This is a genomic window from Flavobacterium xinjiangense (assembly GCF_900142885.1).
GTDB classification, from domain to species: Bacteria; Bacteroidota; Bacteroidia; order Flavobacteriales; family Flavobacteriaceae; genus Flavobacterium; species Flavobacterium xinjiangense.
Map to the genome: position 1 here is coordinate 509,515 of NZ_FRCL01000001.1, position 25,965 is coordinate 535,479.

Sequence of the window (25,965 nt, forward strand, 5' to 3'; positions counted from 1 at the left end):
ATGTGGTTAAATTCAGCAAACAGGTTAATTATTGCCGCAAACTTAATTATTTTTATTCGATTTAACAATTAACCATTAAATTGTTCGTAATTTAACTTTTGACTGCTGTGATTGTTTTATAAAATAGCAAAGCATTACCATCGGTAAGCAACGAAATAAAATGACAAATATGCAGCAAGCGACTGTACAGGTTATCTTTTTCCAAATGATGCTTTTCTGGCAACATTTTTAAAATTAAAGAATCATAATTAGAGGCATTCCCTTCGAATTTATTGTTGAATGCAGTTATGAACTTATCTAATAAAGTTTGAATTATCTGATAACCCACAATTTCTTTCTCAATCACTTCTCTGCTTTGGTAAATATTATTGACACTTATCTTGATAATATCGTCCATTTGCGCTTTATACTTGCTTTTGTCCATTATGGCATACGGGAATTTACCCTCCATAATAAGCGATTCATTTTCGATAAAAACCTTTACTGCATCATTGATTAAACTACCAATAGCCAAAGCGCGTAAATAACTAATTCTATCTTCTTTAGTTTCTAAAGTCTTATATTTAACAGTATCTATACTGTCTTTCACCAATTTTATCAGATATTCCAAAGCAAAATCTTCAGAAACTAATCCTAAATTGATTCCATCTTCAAAGTCAATAATGGTATAACAAATATCATCAGCTGCTTCAACTAAATAAGCCAAAGGATGTCTTTCAAAACCAATATTACCTCCTGATTTATTAGAAATCAAACCCATGTCAGAAGCTACTTCCTGAAAAAAAGTTTTATCGGTTTGAAAGAAACCATATTTTTTATCGGCAATGTTTTTAGTTGGTTTTTTCGGCAGACTTTCTTTGGGATATTTCATAAAAGCGCCCAGCGTTGCATAAGAAATTCGAAGTCCGCCTTCAATTCCCGGACGGCTTGCCGTAAGAACCGAAAAACCATTTGCATTTCCTTCAAAATCAATCAAATCCTGCCATTCTTTTTCAGAGAGCTGATCTTTGTATTTTTGCCCGTTTCCAATAGAAAAATATTCGCCAATCGCTTTTTCTCCTGAATGTCCAAAAGGAGGATTTCCAATATCGTGCGCCAATGAAGCGGCAGCAACAATTGCCCCAAAATCATTCATGTGATAGCCGTGAACTTCTTTTAGATGCGGATATTTTTCAATAATTTTTTTACCAACTAATCGACCTAAAGAACGGCCTACAACCGAGACTTCTAAACTATGCGTTAATCTGGTATGCACAAAATCAGTTTTAGATAACGGAATAACCTGCGTTTTATCCTGTAAACTTCTAAAAGCCGCCGAGAAGATAATACGATCATAATCAACCTCAAAACCCAAGCGGGTATCATCTTGTTCTATACGCAATCTTTTGCCTTTGTCTCCCTGACGTTTTAGTGATAAAAGTTGTTCCCAGTTCATCATATTGTTTTTGGTAATTAGAATGGGCTAATATAGAGAAAAGGTTGTGTTTAAAAACAAAAAAGCGGTCTAAAATGACCGCTTTTTTATCTTTTCTTATTTGCTTATTCCAAAGAAAACATTTTCATTTTCGCAACAAACTCATGCTTTTTCACCACATAAGTTGCAGATAAAGTATCGTGCAATCCTCTTTCCGATTTACCCAGAAATGAAAAAGGATCAATAGGGTTCAATCGGGATACGGTTCGTATCATAAAATTTTTAGTATTGGGTTTTGAGCCATCGACTCTTACTACCATAGTTTTAGTAAAATACTTCGCGAATGTTCTGGAAAAATACATCTCCGTAAATGCATAGTAAAAAAACAAAATTACGAGCCCAAAAAATAAATTCTCAATCAAACTCAATGATTTAACCCAGTTCGAAACCCCATAACTGTTCGTTACATCTCCAATTATATTTATGGTAGCTACTATACATACTGCGATGATATAAATAATCAGTAAATCTATAATGAAGTTTAGAAAACGTTCCCCTTTTGAAGCTAATAAATCATCTGTAATTGTAAATTTTTTATTTTCCATATTTATTATTTTTGATTATTATGAAAAAGTCCATAACACTAATCAGTATCTCAAATATAGTGAATTATTTACAAATTCTAGGAGATCATTCCTGTTAACTTAGCCCCGATTAAATTGAAAATCCTTTTTTTCTGCCTTTTTTTTGGCGGATAAAAAGATTACCTCACTATACTTTTATTTCCATAGGAGTTCAGTGAATTTCATTTGTAACGGAAAGCGGGACACGAGAGAAGCGAACTGACGAAGTAAATAGGACCAAAAAAAAGCAGCTATCATTACAATAACTGCTTTTTGTATTAAAATATTTTTTTTGACATCAACAATAGGATTTGATTATCAGATTACTTAGTTCATCGTAATGACTTAAGAACCACACATTTCACATTCGTCCGGACCAGCATTTTTAGCCAGTTCAATCATGGTTCTGTATTCTTCAGCAGACATTTCCACCGCAACGGCTTCAACAGCAACTGGTTGTTCTTTTAATTCAATTGGTTCTGCTTTTTTGTCATTGTTTAATGTAAATTTAATCGCATCCACCGCAGCTTTTGTTCTTAAATAATACATTCCCGTTTTCAATCCGGATTGCCAAGCGTAGAAATGCATCGATGTCAATTTAGAATAATTCGCATTCTGCATAAACAAGTTCAATGATTGCGATTGATCCACAAAATAACCACGTTGACGTGACATATCAATAATGTCTTTCATTGACATCTCCCAAACCGTTTTGTACAATTCTTTCAAGTCTTGCGGAATATTTAGGTCTTGAACCGAACCGTTATTTCGCATTAATTCTTGTTTCAATGTTTCGTTCCACAAACCGCGTTCCACTAAATCGTGTAATAAATGCTTGTTCACGACAATAAATTCTCCCGAAAGTACTCGTCTTGTGTAAATATTAGAAGTATACGGTTCGAATGCTTCGTTGTTACCCAAAATTTGTGAAGTCGAAGCAGTTGGCATTGGGGCCACTAATAACGAGTTTCTTACTCCGTGTTCCATTACTTCTTTTCTCAATGAAGCCCAGTCCCAACGTCCTGATAATTCCTCATCTTTCAATCCCCAAAGGTTGTATTGAAATTCCCCTTGTGAAATTGGAGAACCTTTAAAAGTTGAATAAGGCCCTTCTTCTTTTGCCATTTCCATAGATGCAGAAACAGCAGCAAAGTATAAGGTTTCGAAAATTTCCTGATTCAGCGTTTTAGCTTCGTCACTGGTAAAAGGCAAACGCAACATAATGAAAGCATCAGCTAAACCTTGCACTCCAAGACCAATTGGTCTGTGGCGTTTATTAGAATTTTCTCCTTCTATTACCGGATAATAATTTCTGTCAATAACTTTATTTAAGTTTCTGGTTACTCGTTTTGTAACGGTGTACAACAATTCATGATTGAATTTTTTGTTTTCCACAAACATTGGTAACGAAAGTGAAGCCAGGTTACAAACCGCTATTTCATCTTTAGAAGTAAATTCCATAATCTCCGTACACAAGTTCGATGAACGAATTGTACCCAGATTTTTTTGGTTTGATTTTCTGTTGGCTGCATCTTTGTACAACATGTAAGGAGTTCCAGTTTCAATTTGCGATTCTAGGATCTTCTCCCACAATTCATGCGCTTTGATGGTTTTTCTACCTTTTCCACGTTTCTCGTAATCAATGTACATCGCTTCAAATTCTTCGCCATAAACATCATACAAACCTGGACATTCATTAGGACACATCAAGGTCCAATAACTGTCTTCCTGTACCCTTTTCATGAATAAATCCGAAGTCCACATCGCGAAGAACAAATCTCTTGCACGCATTTCTTCTTTTCCGGTATTCTTTTTCAAGTCTAGGAATTCAAAGATATCCGCATGCCAAGTTTCGATGTAAATTGCAAAACTTCCTTTACGTTTTCCACCACCTTGATCTACATATCTTGCAGTATCATTGAAAACTCGCAACATAGGAACAATCCCGTTAGATGTTCCGTTTGTACCACGAATATATGAACCTGTCGCTCGAACATTGTGAATAGAAAGCCCAATTCCACCTGCTGATTGCGAGATTTTTGCTGTTTGTTTCAACGTATCGTAAATTCCGTCAATACTGTCGTCTTGCATCGCCAAAAGGAAACAAGAAGACATTTGAGGTTTTGGAGTACCCGCGTTGAATAAAGTTGGAGTGGCGTGCGTAAAGAATTTTTTCGACATTAAGTCGTAAGTCTCAATCACTGATTCCAAATCGTCTAAGTGGATTCCAACCGAAACACGCATCAACATATGTTGCGGGCGTTCCACGATTTTACCGTTTATTTTTAGCAAATACGATCTTTCTAAGGTTTTAAAACCAAAATAATCGTAGTTAAAATCCCTGTTATATATCACATGCGAATCCAAGAATTCAGCATTTTTCATAATCACTTGATGCACTTCTTCAGACAACAAAGGCGCATCTTGTCCATTTCTCGGGTTTACATAATGAAACATATCGTTCATTGTTTCCGAAAATGATTTTTTTGTATTGGAATGCAAATTCGAAATTGCAATTCTCGCTGCCAATTGTGCATAATCCGGATGCGCAATAGTCATCGAAGCCGCAGTTTCGGCTGCTAAATTATCTAATTCTGACGTAGAAACTCCATCATAAAGTCCTTCAATTACTCGCATTGCTACTTTCACAGCATCTACCAAATCATTCAAACCATAGCATAGTTTTTTAATTCTATCTGTGATTTTGTCGAACATTACTGGCTCTTTGTGGCCGTCTCTTTTTACTACGTACATACTTTTGTTTGTTTTTAAAACAGAAAATCCCTTCGCTGTTTTTCGTTATTTGTATTATTTTTTTGGAGCTATTTCCAGCTATCCATTGCAATCTTTTTATCCGCCGAAAAGGCGGATAAAAAGGATTTTCACTGCTATCTGGGCTAAGCAGCATCAGAAGCACAAAGAAATTTAGTAAAGTATTAAGACTTCAAAATGTTTTTTTTTAACATTACGATATTTAGAAAAATTAAGCTAAACCTTAATTCCTTAATGGTTTAAAAAAAATTAAAAATCTGCGTCAAAAGATATTTTTTGAGCATCACCGTCTGTATTCATAACTCCGGCTTTTTGATATTCAGCTACTTTCTTTTCAAAAAAGTTTGTTTTTCCTTGAAGCGAAATCATATCCATAAAATCAAAAGGATTCGAGGTATTGTATTCTCTATCGCAACCTAATTCAACCAACAATCTATCTGCAACAAATTCTAAATATTGTGTCATCAACACAGCATTCATCCCAATCAAACTCACCGGAAGTGATTCTGTAATAAACTCTCTTTCTATATTCAAAGCATCTACAATAATGCTTCTAATTCTTTCTTTTGGCACTTTATTCACCAAGTGGTGGTTATGTAAATGCACTGCAAAATCACAGTGAACGCCTTCATCACGAGAAATCAATTCGTTAGAAAATGTCAATCCTGGCATTAATCCACGTTTTTTCAACCAATAAATAGAACAAAATGCTCCCGAAAAGAAAATTCCCTCTACAGCCGCAAAAGCAATCAATCTTTCGGCAAATGAATCAGACTCGATCCATTTCAAAGCCCAGTCTGCTTTTTTCTTAATAGCTGGAAAAACTTCTAAAGCATTGAACAATTCATCTTTTTCTGCTTCGTCTTTTACATAAGTGTCAATCAATAACGAATAGGTTTCGCTATGAATATTTTCCATCATAATTTGAAAACCGTAAAAGAATTTTGCTTCTGCATATTGCACTTCGTTCACAAAATTTTCAGCCAGATTCTCATTTACAATTCCGTCAGAAGCAGCAAAAAAAGCAAGAATATGTTTTACAAAATAACGCTCATCATCAGAAAGCTTGTTATTCCAGTCATTCAAATCCTGAGACAAATCTATTTCTTCGGCAGTCCAGAAACTGGCTTCCATACTTTTATAAAATTCCCAAATATCATGGTGTTTGATAGGAAAAATTACGAAACGATTTTTATTTTCTTGTAAAATTGGTTCAACTTGCGCCATTATTAGTGTGTGTTTTTTTTGAGATTTTAACGAAATTTTATACTTTCTGTAGATTACAAAGATTGTAAAATATTGCGACTAATAAAAGCCAAACTTATTCACAATCGGCTTTAGTTTTTAACAAATGATATAAATAGGAATATTTTTGACGATTATTACAGAAAACTGAATATCAGTCCATTGAAAAATAAAAAAGCACGTAAAGTACCGTAAAATATAGGATTATAAAAATAAAAAACAAGGACTTTTTTAATTATTTTGAAATTACTTTTTCATGTCGAGAGCGACTTTTTCAAGCTCTGCATACCAGTCTTCCCCAAATTTTCTAACCAATGCTTCTTTAACAAATTTATACACTGGCACCTCGAGTTCCTGACCTAAGGAACAGGCTGGGTCGCAAATATCCCATTTGTCATAATTGACAGCAGCAAACTCAGTAAAGTCTTTTACTCGAATTGGGTACAGATGACAGGAAACAGGTTTTTTCCAGTCAATTATTCCTTGATTATAGGCTTGTTCGATACCACAAAGGGCCGTTTTACCATCAAAAATAACGTAAGCACAATCTTTATTATCAATCAACGGTGTTTCAAGATCACCATCAGTACCATTTACCCAAGTTCCTTGCGCTTCAATAGCGGCAATTCCCTGTTTGCGCAAAAACGGCTTAACCTTAGGATATATTTCTTCCAAAATTTTTGTTTCTTCAAGACTCAGCGGAGCACCGGCATCACCGTCTACACAACAGGCGCCTTTACAAGCTGACAAATTGCAAACAAAATCTTTTCCGAGTATGTCTTCTGAGACGATGGTTTTTCCTAATTGAAACATTATTTTGGGGTACTGTGATTATAAAGTGCAAAGGTAGTCAAAGTATATGGTAATCTTTTAGTCAAAACCAACTTTAACCTTCTGCACATACGGAATAATCCATCCGTAAAATCAGAATCAAAACAAATTTTAATTCAAAAAACCATAATTCATTTGTTTAAAAAAAACACTAAAAAAATTGCAATACCGCTATATTTTAACTGATAATTTGCCAAAAAGTTTAACTTTACCCTCAAAAAAGATATGATGGGATTCGATATAAGAGAAATTGTAACCGTAAGTATGGTCCTTTTTGCAGTAATTGACATTATTGGTACTATTCCCATTATCATCGATTTACGAGCAAAATTTGGACATATCGAATCAGAAAAAGCAACATTAGCTTCAGGGGCTATTATGATTGTCTTTCTTTTTATAGGGGAGGAATTTTTAAATTTAATCGGAATCGATGTTCATTCTTTTGCTGTTGCAGGATCTTTTGTTTTATTTTTCTTAGCACTAGAAATGATATTAGGTATCCGATTGTATCGCGATGAAGCGGCCAGCTCGGCATCAATAGTTCCAATAGCGTTCCCGCTTGTTGCCGGAGCCGGAACTATGACCACTTTATTATCCTTGAAAGCGGAATTTCAAACTATTAATATTGTTATTGCTATAATCCTAAACATCATACTCGTATATATTGTTTTAAAATCATCTGCAAGAATCGAAAAACTCTTGGGAGAGAATGGACTTGGGGTGATTAGAAAGACTTTTGGAGTAGTTCTTCTTGCTATCGCTGTTAAATTATTCGCCGCTAATGTTAAAGGTTTGTTTGTGTAAAATAAATTTTCATAAATTTACCCCATAACGCAACAAAGTATAAAAATATTTGATTTTTGTTAAAATAAATTTTTAAATAAAAAATCTTAAATTTTTAAATAAAAAAAACAAAAAAATATCATGAAAATCTTCACTAACATACTCGTGTTTTTAGCCTTAGCTTTAATCATATTTAATGTTACTTTACTTGATTTTAGCCATCCTTTTCAAGGCAATAGTCTATATGCTATTATAGGTGTTGCAGCTTCTTTATGTGCCGTTTTAATTCTTTTAATTTTTAGAATGTCTAAAAAAATTGAAGAAAAAATGAATGACAAATTTTAAATGTTTGATGTTTTAATTATTGGCGGTGGCGCATCTGGTATGTCATGTGCGCTTGTTTTAGGCTCAGCCAAGGACAAACCTTTTGCCATTGATAAAAAAGTGGGCATTTTCACCCACCAAAAAACATCCTCGCTTCAAGAAGCCATTTTTAATAATGCATACGGAATAGCTTCAGGTACTTTAGGATCCGATTTACTAGCAAAAAGTATACAACAGCTTTCCGAAACCTACCCTCATGTTGCACAGATTCCAGATGAGAAGGTGCTTGAAATTAACGGAGCATTCCCGGAATTCACAGTTTCTACAAACAAGAACACCTATAAGACAAAAACCGTTGTCATAGGCATTGGTTCGGCAAATACCTTTGCGATTAAAGGTTTGATGCAATATGTAGAACCACATCAAAAATCACTTCCCGAAAAACACAGAATTCAGCTGAAAAACACTGACCATAAAGTTGCTGACGGAATTTATGCTATAGGTACTTTAGCTGGCTGGAGAAGTCAACTAGCCATTGCTGCCGGAAGTGGTGCTGCCGTCGCTACCGATATTCTTACTTTATGGAATGGAGGAGTGCAAACTCACTCTCACGATAGCATTACAGTAGATTTCAGCTTGGATACCATCTAAAAATAGCAGTAGATTTACATTTTTATTAAATCGCTTGTATGTTATCACTTTTAGTAGGCTTGACAAGACTTATCGTTTTTGTATTATTTGTTTCCTTTTTCTCTTTGATTTTCTATTTCATGAGTTTTTTTAGAAACGAAGAAATAAATTCTAAGAAAGCACTCGAATTACGCGATTTTTTAATAAAAGTGTCTAATTATATTTTAGGCATTCACACCATCATTTACGGAGAAAAACCCAAAGTACAAGGGTTAATTGTAGCTAATCACCGTTCTTATTTTGACCCAATCGTCATTGTTAATCACATACATGCTTTTCCTGTAGGAAAAAAAGAGGTGGAATCGTGGCCACTTATTGGTTACATCTGCAAAATATCAGGGGTGTTATTTGTAAACAGAAAATGCTCAATAAGTAGGCAAGAAACAGCCGAAAAAATTCGCCAGGCTCTTGCAAAAGGATATTCTATCATTAATTTTCCAGAAGGCACCACAGATGATTTGCCAACCACTGTAGATTTCAATTACGGCTCCTTTGTGATGGCAACAAAAATTAAAGCTGCAGTTATTCCTATAGCCATTGATTACAAAGAAAAAACGGATGCGTTTATCTTAGACGATACTTTTATTCCGCATTTTTTAAAATGTTTTGGAAAACCTACCACTGAAATCAAAATGACTTTTTTTCCACCAATATATTCTGAAGACGCATCTTATTTACTGAACACCTCTAAAAGCATGATTGATAAAGAACTTCTTCGCTATAGAAAAGATTGGAATGATGAAAATTAGATATCACTTTAAGAATAAAATGACATTCTTAAAAGCAATTGTGAATTTATTTACTTTTCATTCTTAAAAACTGCTTTGATCATTGCATCTTCTTTCAATACAATTTCATAATAATATTTTTCTCCATATAATTGTCTCGCAAACTCAGCAGTAAGATATCGTTTTACCAAAGACTTGCTTTTTCCAAATTTTAAATCCAGTCCGTTTTGGAAAATATATTTTTGAAAAGAATTAAAATACAAATCGGTCGCATTCATTTTAGTGATGAATTGCTGAAAAGTCAACCCTTTAAAAGCATTTCTATTTTCATCTAATTGTTCGAAAACAAAATGACCAACAACACCCGACTGTAATAAATAAGCAGTACTTTCACTGCCATGTTCTACTTCAAGCGGCACAAAAATATCCGGGACGATTCCGCCGCCGCCATATACAATTTTACCTTTTTTAGTTTTAAACTTCAAAGTGTCGGAAACTTTTATACTGTCTTTATTGTACAATTCTCCGTTTTCAAATCTTCGGTCCGATTCTTTAAAATAAGCTTCATTCCCTTTAGAATATGGCTTTTGAATCGAGCGACCAGTTGGCGTGTAATACCTTGCAATGGTCAATCGAACCGCGGAACCATCATCAAAATCCATTTCGCGTTGCACCAAACCTTTTCCAAAAGAACGTCGACCAACAATTGTTCCTCTGTCATTATCCTGAATGGCTCCCGCTAAGATTTCACTGGCAGATGCACTATTTTCATTAATCAATACAAATACATTTCCATTTTCGAAACTCCCTCTTTCTGTTGCAAATGTTTTATCAATGTTACCTTTTTTGTTTTTCGTAAAAACAATTAATTGCTTGTCTTTCAATAATTCATCAGCAATAGCAATTGCTTCCTCCATATAACCTCCGCCATTATCCCGAACATCGATAATTAATGATTTTGCACCTTGTTGTTTCAGACCTAACAGACCAACTTTGAATTCACTATACGTAGTTTCTGCAAATCGATTTATCTTTATATAGCCGGTTTCATTGTTCAAAAGCATCGAAACATCGACACTTTTTAATGGAATAATATCTCGTTTTACTTTTAATTTAATTTTTTTACGCTCTGATTTTCTGTAAACAGTAAGTTCTATTTCGGAACCTACAGTCCCTTTTAATTTGGCAAACAAGCTATCATTAGGCAATTTTCGTCCGTATAGTTTTGTTTTATCGGCATACAAAATTCGATCTCCCGCTTTTATTCCAGCTTTTGCCGAAGGGCCATTTTCAACAGGCTTTATTATCGCCACCGAATCATTGTACATATAAAAGTTTACACCAATACCTACAAAATCCCCTTTCATACTTTCAACAACTTCCGCTTGCTCACTTGGTGGAATATATACAGAATGCGGATCCAGTTTGGCCAGAATATTGTCTACCGTAAGATTTACAATAGAATCCGTGTTAACATTATCAACATATTCGTTATCAATAAAATCAATAAGTTTATTGAGCTTATTCTTAGAGTGATTTTTCGACAAAAATTGATTTTGGTTGCGAAAATTTAATGCACCGCCCAGAACAACTCCTAAAGCAAGAGTCACACCTATGACTAAAGGCAGATATTTATTATCGATTTTCATTTAAGCTAGATTATAATGCTCATATCAAATTAGGTCTTGAAAAACATAAAATTAAACAATAGTTCACAGTCAATTTCATTAATTGTCTAATTATTAACAACAAAAAATAAAAGTTAAATCACATCCTATATTTAAGATCATTTAAACCGAACGGTCGACGATTCTTATGCGTCTTTATATTTTGTAACTGGTCAATCCCTTTACGGTTTCTCCCAATTTTATTATTCTTCTAATATTGGAATATGCTCTACTTCTACACCTGCTTTTATCAAAAACTGAATTCCTGAATCATCACGATATCCATTATGATACACCACTCTTTTTATCCCGGATTGGTGAATTAATTTACTGCATTCTTTACAAGGCGAAAGCGTAATATACAATGTAGCACCTTCACAAGACTGTGTCGATCTGGCCACTTTCAGAATAGCATTTGCTTCAGCATGTAAAACATCCCAGCGTGTCAATCCTTCAGCATCTTCACAACAGTTTTCAAAACCAGACGGAGTTCCATTATAGCCATCAGAGATTATCATTCGGTCTCTTACAATGATTGCGCCTACTTGTTTTCTTTTGCAATAAGACAAAAGTCCCCATTCCGTAGCAATTCTAAGGTATGCTTTATCGTATTTATTTAATTTTATTGTTTCCATTTTTTATCTAATCCAAATTTTACTTTCTACAATCATTGGTAGAACTACTCCTATTATAAAGGCTGACATCACCAAAGTCCAGTCTCTTTTAGAAAATCTGAAAACCGTTTGCACAATATAAGAAAGAACCAAAACCACAAAAACAACTACTATCTGAGCCGCTTCGATTCCCAATGCAAATTCTCCTAAAGGTATTAATTTCGAGCTGGGAGTTCCGCCCAGAATTGATTTGAAGTAATTTGAAAAACCCAAACCATGAATTATCCCGAAGAAAAGCGTGATGAAAAATACCAGATTTATACTCTCTTTTTTGCTTGATTTTCCAGCAGTAAAAAGATTAAACAAAGCCGTTATTAAAATGGTTATGGGAATTAATAACTCTACCACATTTACTTTAATGGCAATTATTCCAAATATGGATAATAACAAAGCCAAAGTATGCCCTATTGTGAACATTGATACCAGCAGCACTATTTGTTTCCAATCCTTGAAAGAGAAAGGAACGGCTAAAGCTATTAAAAACAAAACATGATCATAAGCATGGATATCCAAAACATGTTTTAATCCTATTTGAAAATAAATCCAAAATTCTGACATAGGTAAATAATTTGATTGAGATTGGGGTTGTAAACTTACGATTAATTTTGAAAATGATCGATTTGAAGAAATAAATCATCCCATAAAAAGTACAATTTGACAAAAGAAAATTAATAAGAAAATTAAAATCAATAAATTTAAAAATAGATTTATCTTTGTAAGATAAAAAATTATAATTATGTCATTTTCAGATTTATTTGATAGCGAATTCAAACAAAGAAATAAAGGTCACTTTTCAGCTATTGTCCGTGTGGCACTTGCCGACGGAAAATTTGCTCCAGAAGAAAAAGCGTTTTTAGACAAACTAGCTTCAAGACTAGAAATTTCCCCTGCAGAATATGCAGAAATATTAGAAAACCCATTAAAATATCCTATCAATCCTCCGTATTTGCATGAGCAAAGAATAGAGCGTTTGTTCGATTTAGCACGAATGGTTCATGTAGACCACCATTTAGGGGACGCACAAGATTTATTGTTAAGAAAAATTGGATTAGCGTTAGGTTTCACTCCTGAAAATGTAGACTACATTATCGAAAAAGCAATGATATTGGTAGATGAAAAAGTAGATTTAGACACTTTTGTTTCGGAAATGTTGAAACATTCATAAACAAAAAAGCTTCCGCCACGGCGGAAGCTTTTTTATATACTTGTTATTTTAGTACTTGCTTAATTTTGCTTTTTGCATAAAATCTTCGGCTTTTTCTACCATATTATAACTTCCGCAGAAAAAAGGAACCCGTTGATGCAACTCTGTTGGCATTATTTCCATAATACTTCCAAAACCATCCGAAGCCTTTCCACCGGCTTGTTCCACAATAAAAGCCATTGGATTACATTCGTACAACAAACGCAATTTCCCTTTTGGAGCTTTAGAACTTGTTGGGTAAATATATATTCCGCCTTTTATCATATTTCTATGGATATCAGAAACTAAACTTCCTATATAACGAGAAGTGTAAGGTCTGTCCTCTTCTTCAAGCTGACAATACTTAATATAATCTTTTACACCTTGTGGAAAGTGAACATAATTCCCTTCATTGATAGAATAAATATTTCCATCTTTAGAAAACTGCATATTCGGATGAGATAAATAAAATGTTCCAATTGCCGGGTTTAAGGTAAACCCATTTACCCCATGTCCAGTAGTATAAACCAACATTGTCGATGTTCCATAAATTACATATCCAGCTGCCACCTGATTGATTCCTGGTTGTAAAAAATCTTCAATTGTCACCGGAGTACCTATTGGAGTCACTCTTCTATACACAGAAAATATTGTTCCTACAGATACATTTACATCAATATTTGAGGAACCGTCAAGCGGATCCATTAAAACAACATATTTATTATTGTGGCTTTTATCGCTACCTTCTACAGTGATAAAATCATCATTTTCTTCGGAAGCGATACCACAAACAATTTCTCTATTGATTAAAGTTTGGATAAAAACATCATTAGCATACACATCTAATTTCTGTTGATCTTCTCCTTGAATATTTTGTTCCCCAGCCGCACCAACGATATCGACTAATCCAGCTTTGTTCACTTTATAGTTGACCACCTTAGCAGCCAAACGGATTGAATTGATAATTCGCGATAATTCACCTGACGAATATTGAAAAGCATTTTGGTTTTCGATGATAAACTCACCTAGTGTTTTGTTGCGTTCTTCCATTACGAAATCGTTGTAGTTATTTTGAAGTCACAAATATCGGTTTTTTTGTGAAAATGATTTGAATAAAATTTACTTACTTTATCACTATTGTATATTTGCTCAAAAAATCGCTGATTTTTGAGTAAAATAGCTTTATTTTGATCAATTGAAAACATTAAAAAGAAGAATTTATGAAATATGCATTTTAGGGGTTTAGTACAAACACCAATTATATTATGCAAATTCATATTCAAATAATAATAATAATAATAAATCCAATCTACTTATGAATATTAGAAAAGGAACTCCTGAAGACATGCCAGCTGTTTTAGGACTTATTCAAGAATTAGCAGAATTCGAAAAAGAACCGGATGCGGTCCTTGTTACCGTAGATGATTTAGTTCGCGATGGTTTTGGCACAACTCCCTTATTCTATGTTTTTGTAGCAGAAGTGGAATCGGAAATTGTGGGTATCGCATTGTATTATTATCGTTATTCTACCTGGAAAGGAAAAATAATTCATCTGGAAGATCTTGTGGTAAAAGATAAGATGAGAGGGACTGGATTAGGCTACGCTTTGTATTCAGAAATTATAAAGCAAGGAAAGAGAGACAATGTGCGAAGAATTGACTGGCATGTTTTGGACTGGAATACACCGGCAATTGAATTTTATGAAAAATCAGGTGCTAAAGTTTTAAAAGACTGGTATTTGGCACAAATGGATGAAGAAGGAATCAACTATTTCGTAGATAATAGATTGAAATAAAATTAGAAAAATTTTTGTTTAAAAAAATATGAGAGTATTCAAATTTGGTGGCGCTTCTGTTAAAGATGCCGAAGGGATTAAAAATGTTTATGACGTTTTACAAAAAGTAGGTTATGAAGATGTATTGTTGGTTGTCTCTGCTATGGGGAAAACTACAAATGCGCTGGAAGTGGTAATTAAAAATTATTTCGAAAAATCAGCTGAATTAAATTCTTCGGTTCAAGAAGTAAAAAAATACCACAATCAAATCCTAATGGATTTATTTGACGACGAAAAAAACGAAGTTTTCAATGCTGTAAACATCCAATTTTCAGATTTAGAATATTTTTTGGCTCATAATAAATCTCCAAATTATAATTTCGTTTACGACCAAATTGTTAGTTATGGTGAATTAATTTCGACCACTATCTTAAGTCATTTCATGAGTTTTATGGGAATAAAAACACAGTGGCTGGATGTGCGTAATTACATAAAAACGGACGCCAATTATAGAGATGCAGAAGTGGATTGGGAATTAACCCAAAAAAATATTTCCAAGAATGTAAAAAGAAAAATTTTGAATATTACTCAAGGATTCTTGGGTTCTGACGCAAATAATTTCACCACCACATTAGGTCGCGAAGGTTCTGATTACACCGCAGCTATTTTTGCTTATTGCTTGAATGCCGAAAGTGTAACGATCTGGAAAGATGTTCCGGGAGTTATGAATGCGGATCCAAGATATTTTGAGAATGCAAGTTTGCTGAATCAGATTTCGTATCGTGAGGCCATCGAATTAGCGTTTTACGGGGCTACAGTTATTCACCCAAAAACCTTACAGCCTTTACAAAAAAAAGAAATTCCTTTGTTTGTAAAATCGTTTATTAATCCTTTGTTACCGGGGACTCGTGTTGCTAAAGGCGCTGATTTAGAACCTTATTTACCTTGTTTTATTGTCAAAAGAAACCAACTCTTGATTTCGCTTTCCTCTATAGATTTCTCTTTCATAATGGAAGAAAATATCAGCGAAATCTTCTCTTTGTTTCACCAATTCAAAATCAAAGTAAACTTAATTCAGAATTCTGCCATTAGCTTTTCTGTTTGTGTTGAAGATAAATTTGACAATTTTAAAGACTTAAACGCAATTTTATCTAAAAAGTTCAAAGTTGATTTTGACGAAAATGTTACTTTATATACGATTAGGCATTTCAATGATAATGCAGCACAAACCGTTGAAAAAGACAAAATAGTTTTACTGAAACAAGTGAGTCGCGAAACCATGCAAGTTATTACCAAAGAATAAGTTATGTAAATTCAACCTTTAAAATGGGAGCCCTATTACGGCTTCCATTTTTTATTTATATATCTTCCCAAAAATCACTTTCTCCTCTTCAAAAATCAAAAAAATCACAACCGCTGATTTAACAATTATAAATGCTACTTTTGATACTTTCGAGCTCCTGAATTTATGTTGAAAAAATTACTTTTCTGTCTGGTCATCGGTTGTTTTTCTGGACTGCAAGCCCAGGAAACGAATTCATTATACAAAACAAAAAAAATTAGTGCTACTCGCGATACAATCCATCTTGAAAAGGAAGGCCTAAATTCTAATTTTTTCAAGGTAATTGATGCCAATGGCGAACCAATTGACACTTTATTTTACAAGATAAACTTTCAAAAAGCAACCTTATTGCTTAACGAAAATTATCTCGTTCCTACTGATTCCATAACGATTAACTATCTCAAACTGCCTGAAATCCTAACTAAAGAATATCGTATTTATGATCCAAGTCGCGTGGTGAGTAACGAAGCCGCTTCAGGAAAATTATATAAAATTGAGCCTGACATGGAGAAAAAAAACATCCCTTTTGACGGACTAAATACTTCTGGAAGCATTACTCGTGGAGTTACGATTGGTAACAATCAAAATACCGTTCTAAATTCAAATTTAGATTTACAAATCACAGGAAAAATATCCGAAAAAGTGAGTCTCCGAGCTTCCCTTCAAGACAGCAACATCCCTTTACAAGATGGGGGTTATTCCCAAAAATTAGATCAATTCGATAATGTATTCATGGAGTTATTCAGTGATAAATGGAATATTAGAGCCGGAGATATTTTTCTCGAAAATAAGAAAACACAATTCCTGAATTTCAATAAAAAAGTACAAGGGCTGGCAACTAGTTTCGACTTTGGAACGGAAGATAGTAAAACCAATGTTTTTGCATCAGCGGCGCTTGTCAAAGGACAATATGCCAAAAGTAATTTTACAGGACAGGAGGGCAATCAAGGTCCGTATAAATTAAAGGGGCAAAATGGTGAATTATATGTTCTTGTCATATCCGGTTCAGAACGGGTTTATGTAAATGGAAATTTAATGAAACGGGGAGAAAACAATGATTACACCATTGATTATAATGCCGGGGAAATTATTTTTACGCCACTTTTTACCATTACTTCCGAAATGCGAATTGCAATAGAATACCAATATTCAGATAGAAATTACACCCGATTTGTTACTTATGCGGGAGCCACTCATGAAAATGAAAAGTGGAGTTTTGGCAGTTATCTGTATTCTGAAAATGATTTAAAAAACCAACCTTTACAACAAAATCTTTCCAAGGAACAAGCTCAAATATTAGTAAATTCGGGAGATAATCCGGATCTTATGGTTGCACCTTCCGCTTATGAAGATACCTATTCAGAAAATAAAGTATTATATAAAAAAACCATTGTCAATAATCAAGAAATATTCGAATATTCTAATAACCCTCAAGACGAATTATTCAATGTTCGGTTTAGTTTTGTGGGAACAAATAAGGGGAATTATATTTTGCTAAATTCAGCTGCAAATGGCAGGATATACGAATACATTGAACCAAATGGCTTTCCGCAAGGAAATTACGAAGCAGTAATTCAATTAGTCGCACCTACGAAAATCCAAGTAGCCACCTTCTTAGGAAAATACAACCCTATCGAAAAAACAGCCGTTGATTTTGAAATCGGAATTAGTAACAACGACAAGAATTTATTCTCTGCCATAGATGATACCAATAATAAAGGTCTTGCAGGTAAAATAAACATGAAACAACGCTTATTGTCAAAAAAATGGAACGTTGATGCCTTTGCTAATTATCAATTTGTCCAGAAAGATTTCAGGTCCGTTGAACGCCTTTACACCATTGAATTTGATAGAGATTGGAATCTGGGAATTACTACAACCGGTAATCAAAGCTTCCTAGTTTCAGGATTCAATTTTATTTTAAATAAAAAAGAGGAAACGCAAAATAAGGGATTGCTGACGTATCAATTTGAAAAACTAGATTTTTCTCAAAGTTTCTCAGGTAGTCGACATATCCTAAATGGTTTACTACGTTTGAAAAATTGGTCATTGCAAAACCAAGGAAGTTTTCTAAAAAGTGATGGAATGATATCCTCGTCAAAATTCATCAGAAATCAAACCCAAACTCGTTATCATTTTAATAAAAATTGGATTGGAAGCAGTTTACGATTAGAGGATAATCAAGAAAAAAATAAATCAACAAATCAATTTTTGGCTCTAAGCCAAAGATTCACAGAATACAGCTTTTTTGCTGGCCGAGGTGACAGCACTAAAGTTTTTGTAGAATTGGGCTATTTTAACCGAAAGAACGATAGTTTGCAATCCCGAAGCATCGGGAATATTTTACAAAGAGTAAATAGCTCAAATACGTATTTTTTAAAGTCTAAATTGATCCAAACGAACAAAAGTGATCTATCCATTTATATTAATTACAGAAACTTAGATTTTGTAGATTCCACTAAAAAAAGAGAGTCGTCATTGAATTCAAGAATAATATATAGCGATCGATTTTTTAATCAATTAATTCAAAGTATAACCGTTTATGAAACCATATCAGGAAGTATTCCACAACAAGAATTTACTTATCTGGAAGTTCCTGCGGGTCAAGGAGTGTATACTTGGAATGATTATAATGCCAATGGAATTCAGGAATTACAAGAGTTTGAAATAGCGCCATTTATAGATCAGGCTAAATATATTAGAATTTTCCTGCCCAACCGCATTTACATAAAAACACATCAAAATAAGTTTTCGCAATCTCTGACTGTTAATCCAAATCAGTGGCAGAATGATCATGGCTTAAAAAAAATGCTGTCTTATTTTTATAATCAAACCTCCTTTTTAATCGACCGAAAAACAAAAAGCGACGGTGATAATTTCCAATTAAATCCTTTTAACTCTTCGGACGGAAATGTATTAGGATTGAATTCCAGTTTTAGAAATAGTTTGTATTATAATCGCGGCAAACAAAATCATTCTATTACCTATTCTTACCTGCAAAATCAAGCAAAAAATTTATTGTCAATAGGTTCTCAAGAAGCCAAAAACAGCTCCCATCAACTGCAATATACCCATTTGTACAAGAAAAGTTGGTTGTTCAGTTTTTTCGCAAAGACCATTGAAACTTCAGTTACATCAGAAAACTTTCCTGAAAAAAATTATGACTTAACTGGATATCAACTGGCTCCTAAAATCAGTTATTTATTTTCTAAAAACACCAGTTGGGATCTGTTCTACGAATTGCAAAACAAAGAAAATCAAATTGGAAATTTAGAAACATTATTACAAAATCGCTTAGGATCCTCCTTCTCATATGCCAGTAATAAAAAAGTAACCCTGAACGGAGAAATATCGTTTTATCAGAATAAATTTACTGGAAATGAATTTTCTTCTGTTGGTTTTCAAATGTTGGAGGGACTTCAAACTGGGCAAAACTTTACTTGGAGATTCCTCGTACAAAAAAATCTGACGCAATTTTTAGATATAAATGTAAATTATCAAGGTCGGAAAAGTGAATCAAGTCAAACTATCCATACAGGAAACGTCCAGTTAAGGGCTTATTTTTAATACTTTAACTTAATTATTCAGAATAAAATTATTAAATTTATTAAAAATTAGATTCCATAATTCTAACTTTAAAAACAACAGATCATGAAAAAATTAGTGTTATTATGTTTTGTATTTATTTTATCCGGAAATTTTTACGGACAAGAAACGGCTGCTCAGAAGAAAGAGGATAAAGCTAGAACAGAAAAAATGGCAAAAGATAAGGCTGAAGCCGCTAAAGATAAAGCCGCAGCAAAAGCAAAAACAGCAAAAGAGAAAATTGCTAAAGCAAAAAGCAATTTAAAAGCTAAGGATCAAGGTGCTAAAGCAAAAAACACTGCAGCAGATAAGACTGCCAAAGCGGAAAGTGAAGCTAAAGAAGCAAAAAAGAAAGTGACTAAAGCAAAAAGTGACGTAAAAACAAATGCTAAAGAAGAGGACCAAAAGGTTGCTACAGCGAAAAGCAATGTGAAAACTATGGCTGCTGAAAGCAAAGAAAAAGTAGCAAAAGCAGCAAAAGCAAAAAGTGATGCAAAAGCAAAAGCTGCAGAGGTCACTGAAAAGGCTATTAAAACGGAAAAGAAGTCTGAAAAAATACAAAAAACAACTACAACTGCCAAAACTAAAAAGCCTGCAGCAAAAGTTAAAGAGACGAATGAAAAAGCTCCGAAAGTACCAGACAGAGTCACCGGAGAATACAACGGCAAAAAAGTTTACACGGGTCCAAGAGGTGGAAAATACTATATCAATGCAAACGGAAATAAAACGTATATACAGGAGTAAATTCGCATAGAAGAAAAGAAAAGGCTGTCCCTAAAAAGGCAGCCTTTTTAAGTATAACTACTTATTGAACAGAGACGATCATTATACAAAACAAGATTTATTTTAGTTTAGTATTAAGAGAAATCCGCATAATTCGTCTCATCGAATACTAATAAAAAACAGTTTCAATAACATCCTTGCAACTGTTTTTTAATAGTACGCTGTTTGATCAAAATGGCACAATGAATTTCCTTATTCCACCGCTATAATAATAAATTCACTACGTCTATTTGCCTGATGTTCTGCTTCGGTACATTTAACACCATCTAGACATTGGTTTACAAGTTGCGATTCTCCGAATCCTCTGGAAGTAATTCTGCTCGCTTCTATACCATTTTTCACTAGCCAAGCTGCGGTCGACTTCGCTCTTCGATCAGAAAGAGCCGAGTTATATTGAGCCGTTTGACGACTGTCAGTATGAGAACGCACGTCAATTTTTAATTTTGAATATTGCTTCATTACATCTAGAATTTTTTCTAATTCGAAGGCAGCTTCTTTACGAACAAACGATTTATCTAAATCGAAATAAATTATTTTTATCCCAAAACATTTACCTAAATCATCTCCCACAGCAACTTTACACACTGTTTTCAGTAGCGCCAATGGCAAGTCCGTTTTACCGCTTATAGTAGGGATAAAGATGTTTCTCTCCTTCGTTTCATAATCGTGTTTTTCTGCTCTTATGTAATATGTTTTACCACAGACAACCTCAAAACTATACTGTCCTTTCTGATCGGATACGACTTCTTTGATTGATTGAAATTTTTCATCAAACAAGATCACTTTCGAATCGACAAGAACTAACCCCGTTTCTTGATCTGTAATAATTCCTGCTAAAGCTTGTTCGCAAGATAATTCTTTGGTTTCGGAAAACTTATAAATATCATCATAGCCTTTACCACCTGCTCTATTGGAGGTAAAAAACCCGCTTCTATTTTTATTGTCTATCAAAAAAGCAAAATCGTCTTGAGGACCGTTTATTGGAATACCTATGTTTTTTACATCTTTAAGGCTATTATCCTTTTCAATATGAACTACAAATATATCTAACCCTCCCAGTCCTGGACGTCCATCGGTAGCAAAATACAAATCATTATTGCCTGATACAAAAGGGAAAGTTTCCCTACCCTCAGTATTGATATTTTTTCCAAGATTTTCCGGTATACCATAACTGCCATCTTCCTTGATTGTTACTTTGTACAAATCTGACTGACCGATTGTTCCAGGCATATCTGATGCAAAATATAAAACTTTCCCATCTACACTTAACGCGGGATGAGCTACACTATACTGGTCACTATTAAAAGGCAATTCTATCACATTTGTCCAATTTCCGCCTTGATCTAAAGTGGATTTATACAGTTTTAACAAAGTCACACTTTTACTGTCTTTCCCTCTCTTTCCGTCCAAATAGTTGTTTCTGGTAAAGTACATTGTTTGACCATCCTTAGTAAAAACAGGTGTAGATTCGTGAAATTTTGAATTTATCCTTTCCCCAAATCGCACTGGCGCTGCTAAATTACCGTCAGATTGCACCTCAGAACTATAAAGATTCGTAAACGACTGATTGGTCCATTTGAATACTTTCTTGGAAACACCAACTGTATCGCGCGCAGAGGCAAATATCAATTTGTTTTCAGAAAACGAACTTCCATAATCGGAATACTCGGAATTAATTCCCGCATCAGTTACACTATACCGACCCGAGTTGGCTTTGATTTCGTCAAGATAATTTTTATCACGCTCAAATAATTTGGCTCTTTGCTCATTTCCGGCTTTTAGGTTAAACCGTTCGAGCAATTTGTCCGCTTTAGTGTATTCCCCAACTGATTTCAAAGATTGGGAATATCTATAAAGGTATTCAGATTCTTGGTCCTGATTCAGGGAAAAAAGTTCCGCATACCACTTAGCCGCTTGTGCTAATTCAGCGTTGAAATAGTAGGCATTCCCTAATTTTTGAAACATTTTTTCATCTTTATAGCCTTTCTCTGCTATTCTTTCGTACGTTGCAATAGCGTCAATATAGGCATAACGATCGTATTGCTTGTCGGCTTCTGCAACTTTGGCTTTCTGTGCATACCCTTGAAAAGCAAGAATACTAAAAATTACACTATAAAAAAGTACTTTAATTTTCATAATTAAGGTTTTAGAAGAATCTTGGGGTTATTATTCTGTCGTATTTATCAAACAATTCATAACGCAAGAATATCTCATGCGATCCTGAATTGTAATTAGATAACCTAGTAGCTTCTAAATCATAGCCATACCCTACAAACCAAGAATTACTAATTTGAAAACCTACCATAGCACTTACGGCAGCACTCCATCTGTAGGCAACTCCAGCCATAAATTTTTTATTTATCAAAAAATTCCCTGATAAATCTACTTGTAAAGGAGCTCCTTCAACCATTTTTGTTAACACTGATGGCTTAAACTTAACCCCATCACTCAAATCAAACACATGGCCCGCTATTAAATAATAGTGGATTCGTTCTTTGGCTACATGGCTGTTAGCTCCAGTACCGGCATACCTATCAAAATGTTTTGTCTCTAATAAGTTTGGGGCGGATAATCCTATATAGGTATTGTCAGAATGAAAATAAACTCCTACTCCAATATTAGGAGAAAACTTATTGTCAATATTGGTATCAAAACTATAGTCATTCTTATCGTATTTATTTAACTTATTGAAATCTATGTTAAGCAAATTTGCACTAGCTTTTAATCCAAAAGATAATTTGTATCTATCCGATGTAGGAATAGTGTAAGAGAAATCTATTGCGATATTATTCTCTTCAGAGGGACCAATTTTATCACTTACGATAGACATTCCTATACCTATATTACTGCCGTTGATTGGAGTATGAATCGAAGCCGTATTTGTAAGGGGAGCTCCATCGAGACCCACCCATTGTGTACGATGCAAGATAAACATACTCATTGTTTCTCTTGAGCCCGCATACGCTGGATTAACGTTGATAGTATTGTACATGTACTGCGTAAACTGCGAGTCTTGTTGCGCATAACCAACCACGCATAAAAACAGCAACGCCAATCTTATTATTTTTCTTCCCATCTTTTTATTTTTATAACACTGAGAATTATTATTTCCCCCTTTTTATCTTATCTATTTATATACAAATAACCTGATCTTTGTTTCATAGTTCCAGACCCGTTTTTATATTTTACAATATAAAAGTAAGTTCCTTCTGGCAATTCTTCTGATCTACTTACCGTTACACGACCATCTGAAATACCTTTGAAAAAATTACTATTTTGATTGTATCCTTTAGTTTCATAAACTAAAACTCCCCAACGATTATAAATTTCTACAGTATTTTCAGGATATAGCTCAATATTTCTAATCACAAAAATATCATTTGATCCATCACTATTACCCGGTGACATTGCATTAAAAATTTCAATATCGTCCTCCTGTAATAAATCGCCTGCATTAGAATCTAAATAATCTGGTTTTCCGTCAGCATCACTATCAAAGGCATCGCTTACATTTCCATCTCCATTAGGGTCAGGATATTCATCCTTAGTAAGCAATCCATCTCCATCGTCATCCACGTCTTGAAAATCATGGATACCATCGCCGTCACTATCACGAGGCGTATAATCAGGTCCTGATCCATCATTCCCATTTTCAACTTTATCAGGCAAACCATTTTTGCCGACAGAACCTTCTAGAACACCATCATTATTAGCGTCGACCTCCCCGTGTCCAGCTTCTACAGTATCCCAAATTCCGTCACCATCAGAATCTAAATCCTCAGTATCAATAATTCCGTCCTTATCTGTGTCTAATGTCGGATCACCATTTTGTTCCTCAATATCGGTAATTCCGTCATTATCATCGTCAATATCTACAGTATTGTCAACCCCATCTCCATCTGTATCTTGTAAAACTATAATGACAATCGTTGCTACATTTGACACTGCGCCTTCATTATCATTCACCGTATAGTATATCGGAGTGGCTGTCCCATAAAAGTTCAGCACTGGTGTAAAAGTGACAATTCCTAAAACGCTTACCGTATAAGTTCCCTGGCCTGCAACGACATAGGTATTTTGAATCCCTGCAGTAGCTGGGTCTAAATCTACTGTCGTCACATCAATTGTTCCATCAATATCGGTATCGTTTGCTGTTACCACAATAGAAATTGGTGTATTTTCATTTGTGTTTTTTGTATCGCTACTCGCTACTGGTGGATTATTTACTGCAGTAACTGTAACATTTATAGTAGCAATATTTGAAGTTAATCCTGAATGATCATTTACTGTATAATTCAGCGGCGTCGCAATTCCATTGTAATTCAACAGTGGAGTAAAAGTCACAATTCCTAAAACGCTTACCGTATAAGTCCCTTGACCCACAACGGTAAATGTATTTTGAATCCCTACGGTAGCTGGATCTAAATCTACTGTAGCCACATCAATCGTTCCATCAACATCGGTATCGTTAACTGTTACCACAATAGATATTGGTGTATTTTCATTTGTGGTTTTTGTATCGCTACTCGCTACTGGTGGACTGTTTACAGCTGTCACTGTGATCACATTGAAAACCGTAGTGCAATTTGCTGGCGTTAAGGTATCACAAAGTTCATATGCTATATTATAAGTTCCAGGTATCATTCCTGGCGCTACCGCTACTGCACCGGTTGTTGAATTCAATGTAATGCCAACTGGCCATGTTCCAATTGTTCCAATTGTTGCGTTCCCACTGCTGCCTAATACTGCCGGAACTCCGTTTACGGTATCGTTCGATGAAATGTTCACAAATACGGTTCCTCCGCTTGATGGGATTGTTCCGTCTTCTTTTACTGCACTGATCATAGGGGTTACTGTAATTACATCTGAAACCGTAGCACAATTTTGTGGTGTCAATTTATCACACAATTCATAAACTACATTGTAAACCGATGGTGTCGTACCTGCCGCAACAGTTATCTTTCCAGTTGTTAAATCTAAAGTCATTCCTACAGGCCACGATCCGATTGCTGTAATAGTTGCATTTCCAGTTGCACCGATGTTTACAGCAGCTCCGTTTATAAAGTCATTCAATATAACATTTATTACGGCAGTTCCTCCTGTTGATGGGATGGTTCCGTTTTCTTTTATCGGATTAATAACTGGTGTTACCGTGATTGCATTCGAAACCGTAGCACAACTTTGTGGCGTTAATTTATCGCATAATGTATAAACGACATTGTAAACCGCTGGTGTTGTTCCTGCCGCAACAGTCACTGTTCCTGTTAATGGATCTAATGTGATTCCAACTGGCCATGTTCCCATTGTTGAAACAATTGCGTTTCCTGTTGTTCCCAGCGTTGCCGGAACTCCGTTTACTTTATCATTCGATACAATGTTTGTAAAAACAGTTCCTCCTGTCGATGGAGCGGTTCCTGTTTCTGTTACTGGATTCACAGTCGCTGTTACCGTAATTGCATCCGAAACCGTAGCACAACTTTGTGGCGTTAATTTATCGCACAATTCATAAACTACAGTATAAACTCCAACTGCCGTTCCTGCCGAAAC

At 34.5% G+C, this 25,965-nt stretch carries 21 protein-coding genes; 9 read left to right on the top strand and 12 right to left on the bottom strand.

The annotated features are described in order from the left end of the window. Positions 1-91: 91 nt before the first annotated feature. The 5 genes from BUC23_RS02200 to BUC23_RS02220 all read right to left on the bottom strand — a co-directional run bounded on the left by BUC23_RS02200 (position 92) and on the right by BUC23_RS02220 (position 6,867). The gene (locus tag BUC23_RS02200) at positions 92-1,435 is read right to left on the bottom strand and encodes a deoxyguanosinetriphosphate triphosphohydrolase (RefSeq protein ID WP_073204826.1); all 1,344 of its coding nucleotides are present in this window, start codon (positions 1,433-1,435) and stop codon (positions 92-94) included. A gap of 104 nt (positions 1,436-1,539) precedes the next feature. Beyond that, on the bottom strand, positions 1,540-2,019 hold the full coding sequence (locus tag BUC23_RS02205) for an RDD family protein (RefSeq protein WP_073204684.1): 480 nt from the start codon (positions 2,017-2,019) through the stop codon (positions 1,540-1,542). Between the two features lie 363 nt (positions 2,020-2,382). Beyond that, positions 2,383-4,791: a ribonucleoside-diphosphate reductase subunit alpha gene (locus tag BUC23_RS02210; protein ID WP_073204687.1), complete on the bottom strand. Its 2,409-nt coding sequence runs from the start codon at positions 4,789-4,791 to the stop codon at positions 2,383-2,385. A 267-nt stretch (positions 4,792-5,058) separates the two neighbouring features. Then, the gene (locus BUC23_RS02215; protein WP_073204690.1) at positions 5,059-6,036 is read right to left on the bottom strand and encodes a ribonucleotide-diphosphate reductase subunit beta; all 978 of its coding nucleotides are present in this window, start codon (positions 6,034-6,036) and stop codon (positions 5,059-5,061) included. 264 nt (positions 6,037-6,300) lie between these two features. After that, complete coding sequence (locus BUC23_RS02220) at positions 6,301-6,867, bottom strand: DUF3109 family protein (protein ID WP_073204693.1); 567 nt, start codon at positions 6,865-6,867, stop codon at positions 6,301-6,303. 246 nt (positions 6,868-7,113) lie between these two features. Between BUC23_RS02220 and BUC23_RS02225 the strand changes: the two genes are divergently transcribed. The 4 genes from BUC23_RS02225 (at position 7,114) to BUC23_RS02240 (ending at position 9,431) form a co-directional block, all read left to right on the top strand. Next, positions 7,114-7,689, top strand: a complete 576-nt coding sequence (locus BUC23_RS02225) for a MarC family protein (protein WP_407918673.1) — start codon at positions 7,114-7,116, stop codon at positions 7,687-7,689. Between the two features lie 120 nt (positions 7,690-7,809). Further along, entirely contained in the window at positions 7,810-8,013 is a 204-nt protein-coding gene (locus BUC23_RS02230) for a hypothetical protein (protein ID WP_073204698.1), read from the top strand. Next, the gene (locus BUC23_RS02235) at positions 8,014-8,643 is read left to right on the top strand and encodes an FAD-dependent oxidoreductase (RefSeq protein ID WP_073204701.1); all 630 of its coding nucleotides are present in this window, start codon (positions 8,014-8,016) and stop codon (positions 8,641-8,643) included. A 38-nt stretch (positions 8,644-8,681) separates the two neighbouring features. Continuing rightward, on the top strand, positions 8,682-9,431 hold the full coding sequence (locus BUC23_RS02240) for a lysophospholipid acyltransferase family protein (protein WP_073204704.1): 750 nt from the start codon (positions 8,682-8,684) through the stop codon (positions 9,429-9,431). A gap of 50 nt (positions 9,432-9,481) precedes the next feature. Here BUC23_RS02240 and BUC23_RS02245 read toward each other — a convergent pair whose 3' ends face one another. From BUC23_RS02245 to BUC23_RS02255, 3 genes are all read right to left on the bottom strand, one after another. Beyond that, the gene (locus tag BUC23_RS02245) at positions 9,482-11,059 is read right to left on the bottom strand and encodes a S41 family peptidase (protein ID WP_073204707.1); all 1,578 of its coding nucleotides are present in this window, start codon (positions 11,057-11,059) and stop codon (positions 9,482-9,484) included. A 221-nt stretch (positions 11,060-11,280) separates the two neighbouring features. Beyond that, the gene (locus tag BUC23_RS02250; protein ID WP_073204710.1) at positions 11,281-11,712 is read right to left on the bottom strand and encodes a deoxycytidylate deaminase; all 432 of its coding nucleotides are present in this window, start codon (positions 11,710-11,712) and stop codon (positions 11,281-11,283) included. Positions 11,713-11,715: 3 nt separating this feature from the next. Then, a complete protein-coding gene (locus BUC23_RS02255) occupies positions 11,716-12,309 on the bottom strand; it encodes a HupE/UreJ family protein (RefSeq protein WP_073204712.1) in 594 nt (197 codons plus the stop codon). 178 nt (positions 12,310-12,487) lie between these two features. On the opposite strand from BUC23_RS02255, the gene BUC23_RS02260 reads away from it, so the two are divergent. Then, a complete protein-coding gene (locus tag BUC23_RS02260) occupies positions 12,488-12,916 on the top strand; it encodes a TerB family tellurite resistance protein (RefSeq protein WP_073204716.1) in 429 nt (142 codons plus the stop codon). Between the two features lie 48 nt (positions 12,917-12,964). Here BUC23_RS02260 and fbp read toward each other — a convergent pair whose 3' ends face one another. Next, entirely contained in the window at positions 12,965-13,984 is a 1,020-nt protein-coding gene (fbp, locus tag BUC23_RS02265) for a class 1 fructose-bisphosphatase (RefSeq protein WP_073204719.1), read from the bottom strand. Between the two features lie 265 nt (positions 13,985-14,249). Between fbp and BUC23_RS02270 the strand changes: the two genes are divergently transcribed. From BUC23_RS02270 to BUC23_RS02285, 4 genes are all read left to right on the top strand, one after another. Continuing rightward, positions 14,250-14,729 carry a GNAT family N-acetyltransferase gene (locus BUC23_RS02270; protein ID WP_073204722.1) on the top strand — a complete coding sequence of 160 codons (480 nt, stop codon included), beginning with the start codon at positions 14,250-14,252 and terminating at the stop codon, positions 14,727-14,729. 28 nt (positions 14,730-14,757) lie between these two features. After that, positions 14,758-16,011: an aspartate kinase gene (locus BUC23_RS02275; protein WP_073204725.1), complete on the top strand. Its 1,254-nt coding sequence runs from the start codon at positions 14,758-14,760 to the stop codon at positions 16,009-16,011. A 165-nt stretch (positions 16,012-16,176) separates the two neighbouring features. Then, entirely contained in the window at positions 16,177-19,617 is a 3,441-nt protein-coding gene (locus BUC23_RS02280) for a hypothetical protein (protein ID WP_073204728.1), read from the top strand. A gap of 84 nt (positions 19,618-19,701) precedes the next feature. Then, complete coding sequence (locus BUC23_RS02285) at positions 19,702-20,379, top strand: hypothetical protein (protein ID WP_073204731.1); 678 nt, start codon at positions 19,702-19,704, stop codon at positions 20,377-20,379. Between the two features lie 231 nt (positions 20,380-20,610). Here the strand turns inward: BUC23_RS02285 and BUC23_RS02290 are convergent, their stop codons facing one another. The 3 genes from BUC23_RS02290 to BUC23_RS02300 form a co-directional block, all read right to left on the bottom strand. After that, positions 20,611-22,554 (bottom strand): OmpA family protein, encoded by a 1,944-nt coding sequence (locus BUC23_RS02290; protein ID WP_073204735.1) that lies wholly within the window; start codon positions 22,552-22,554, stop codon positions 20,611-20,613. A gap of 10 nt (positions 22,555-22,564) precedes the next feature. After that, positions 22,565-23,494 (bottom strand): PorP/SprF family type IX secretion system membrane protein, encoded by a 930-nt coding sequence (locus BUC23_RS02295; protein ID WP_073204738.1) that lies wholly within the window; start codon positions 23,492-23,494, stop codon positions 22,565-22,567. Positions 23,495-23,541: 47 nt separating this feature from the next. Next, positions 23,542-25,965: T9SS type B sorting domain-containing protein (locus BUC23_RS02300; RefSeq protein ID WP_073204741.1), on the bottom strand; the 2,424-nt coding region annotated here is incomplete at its 5' end.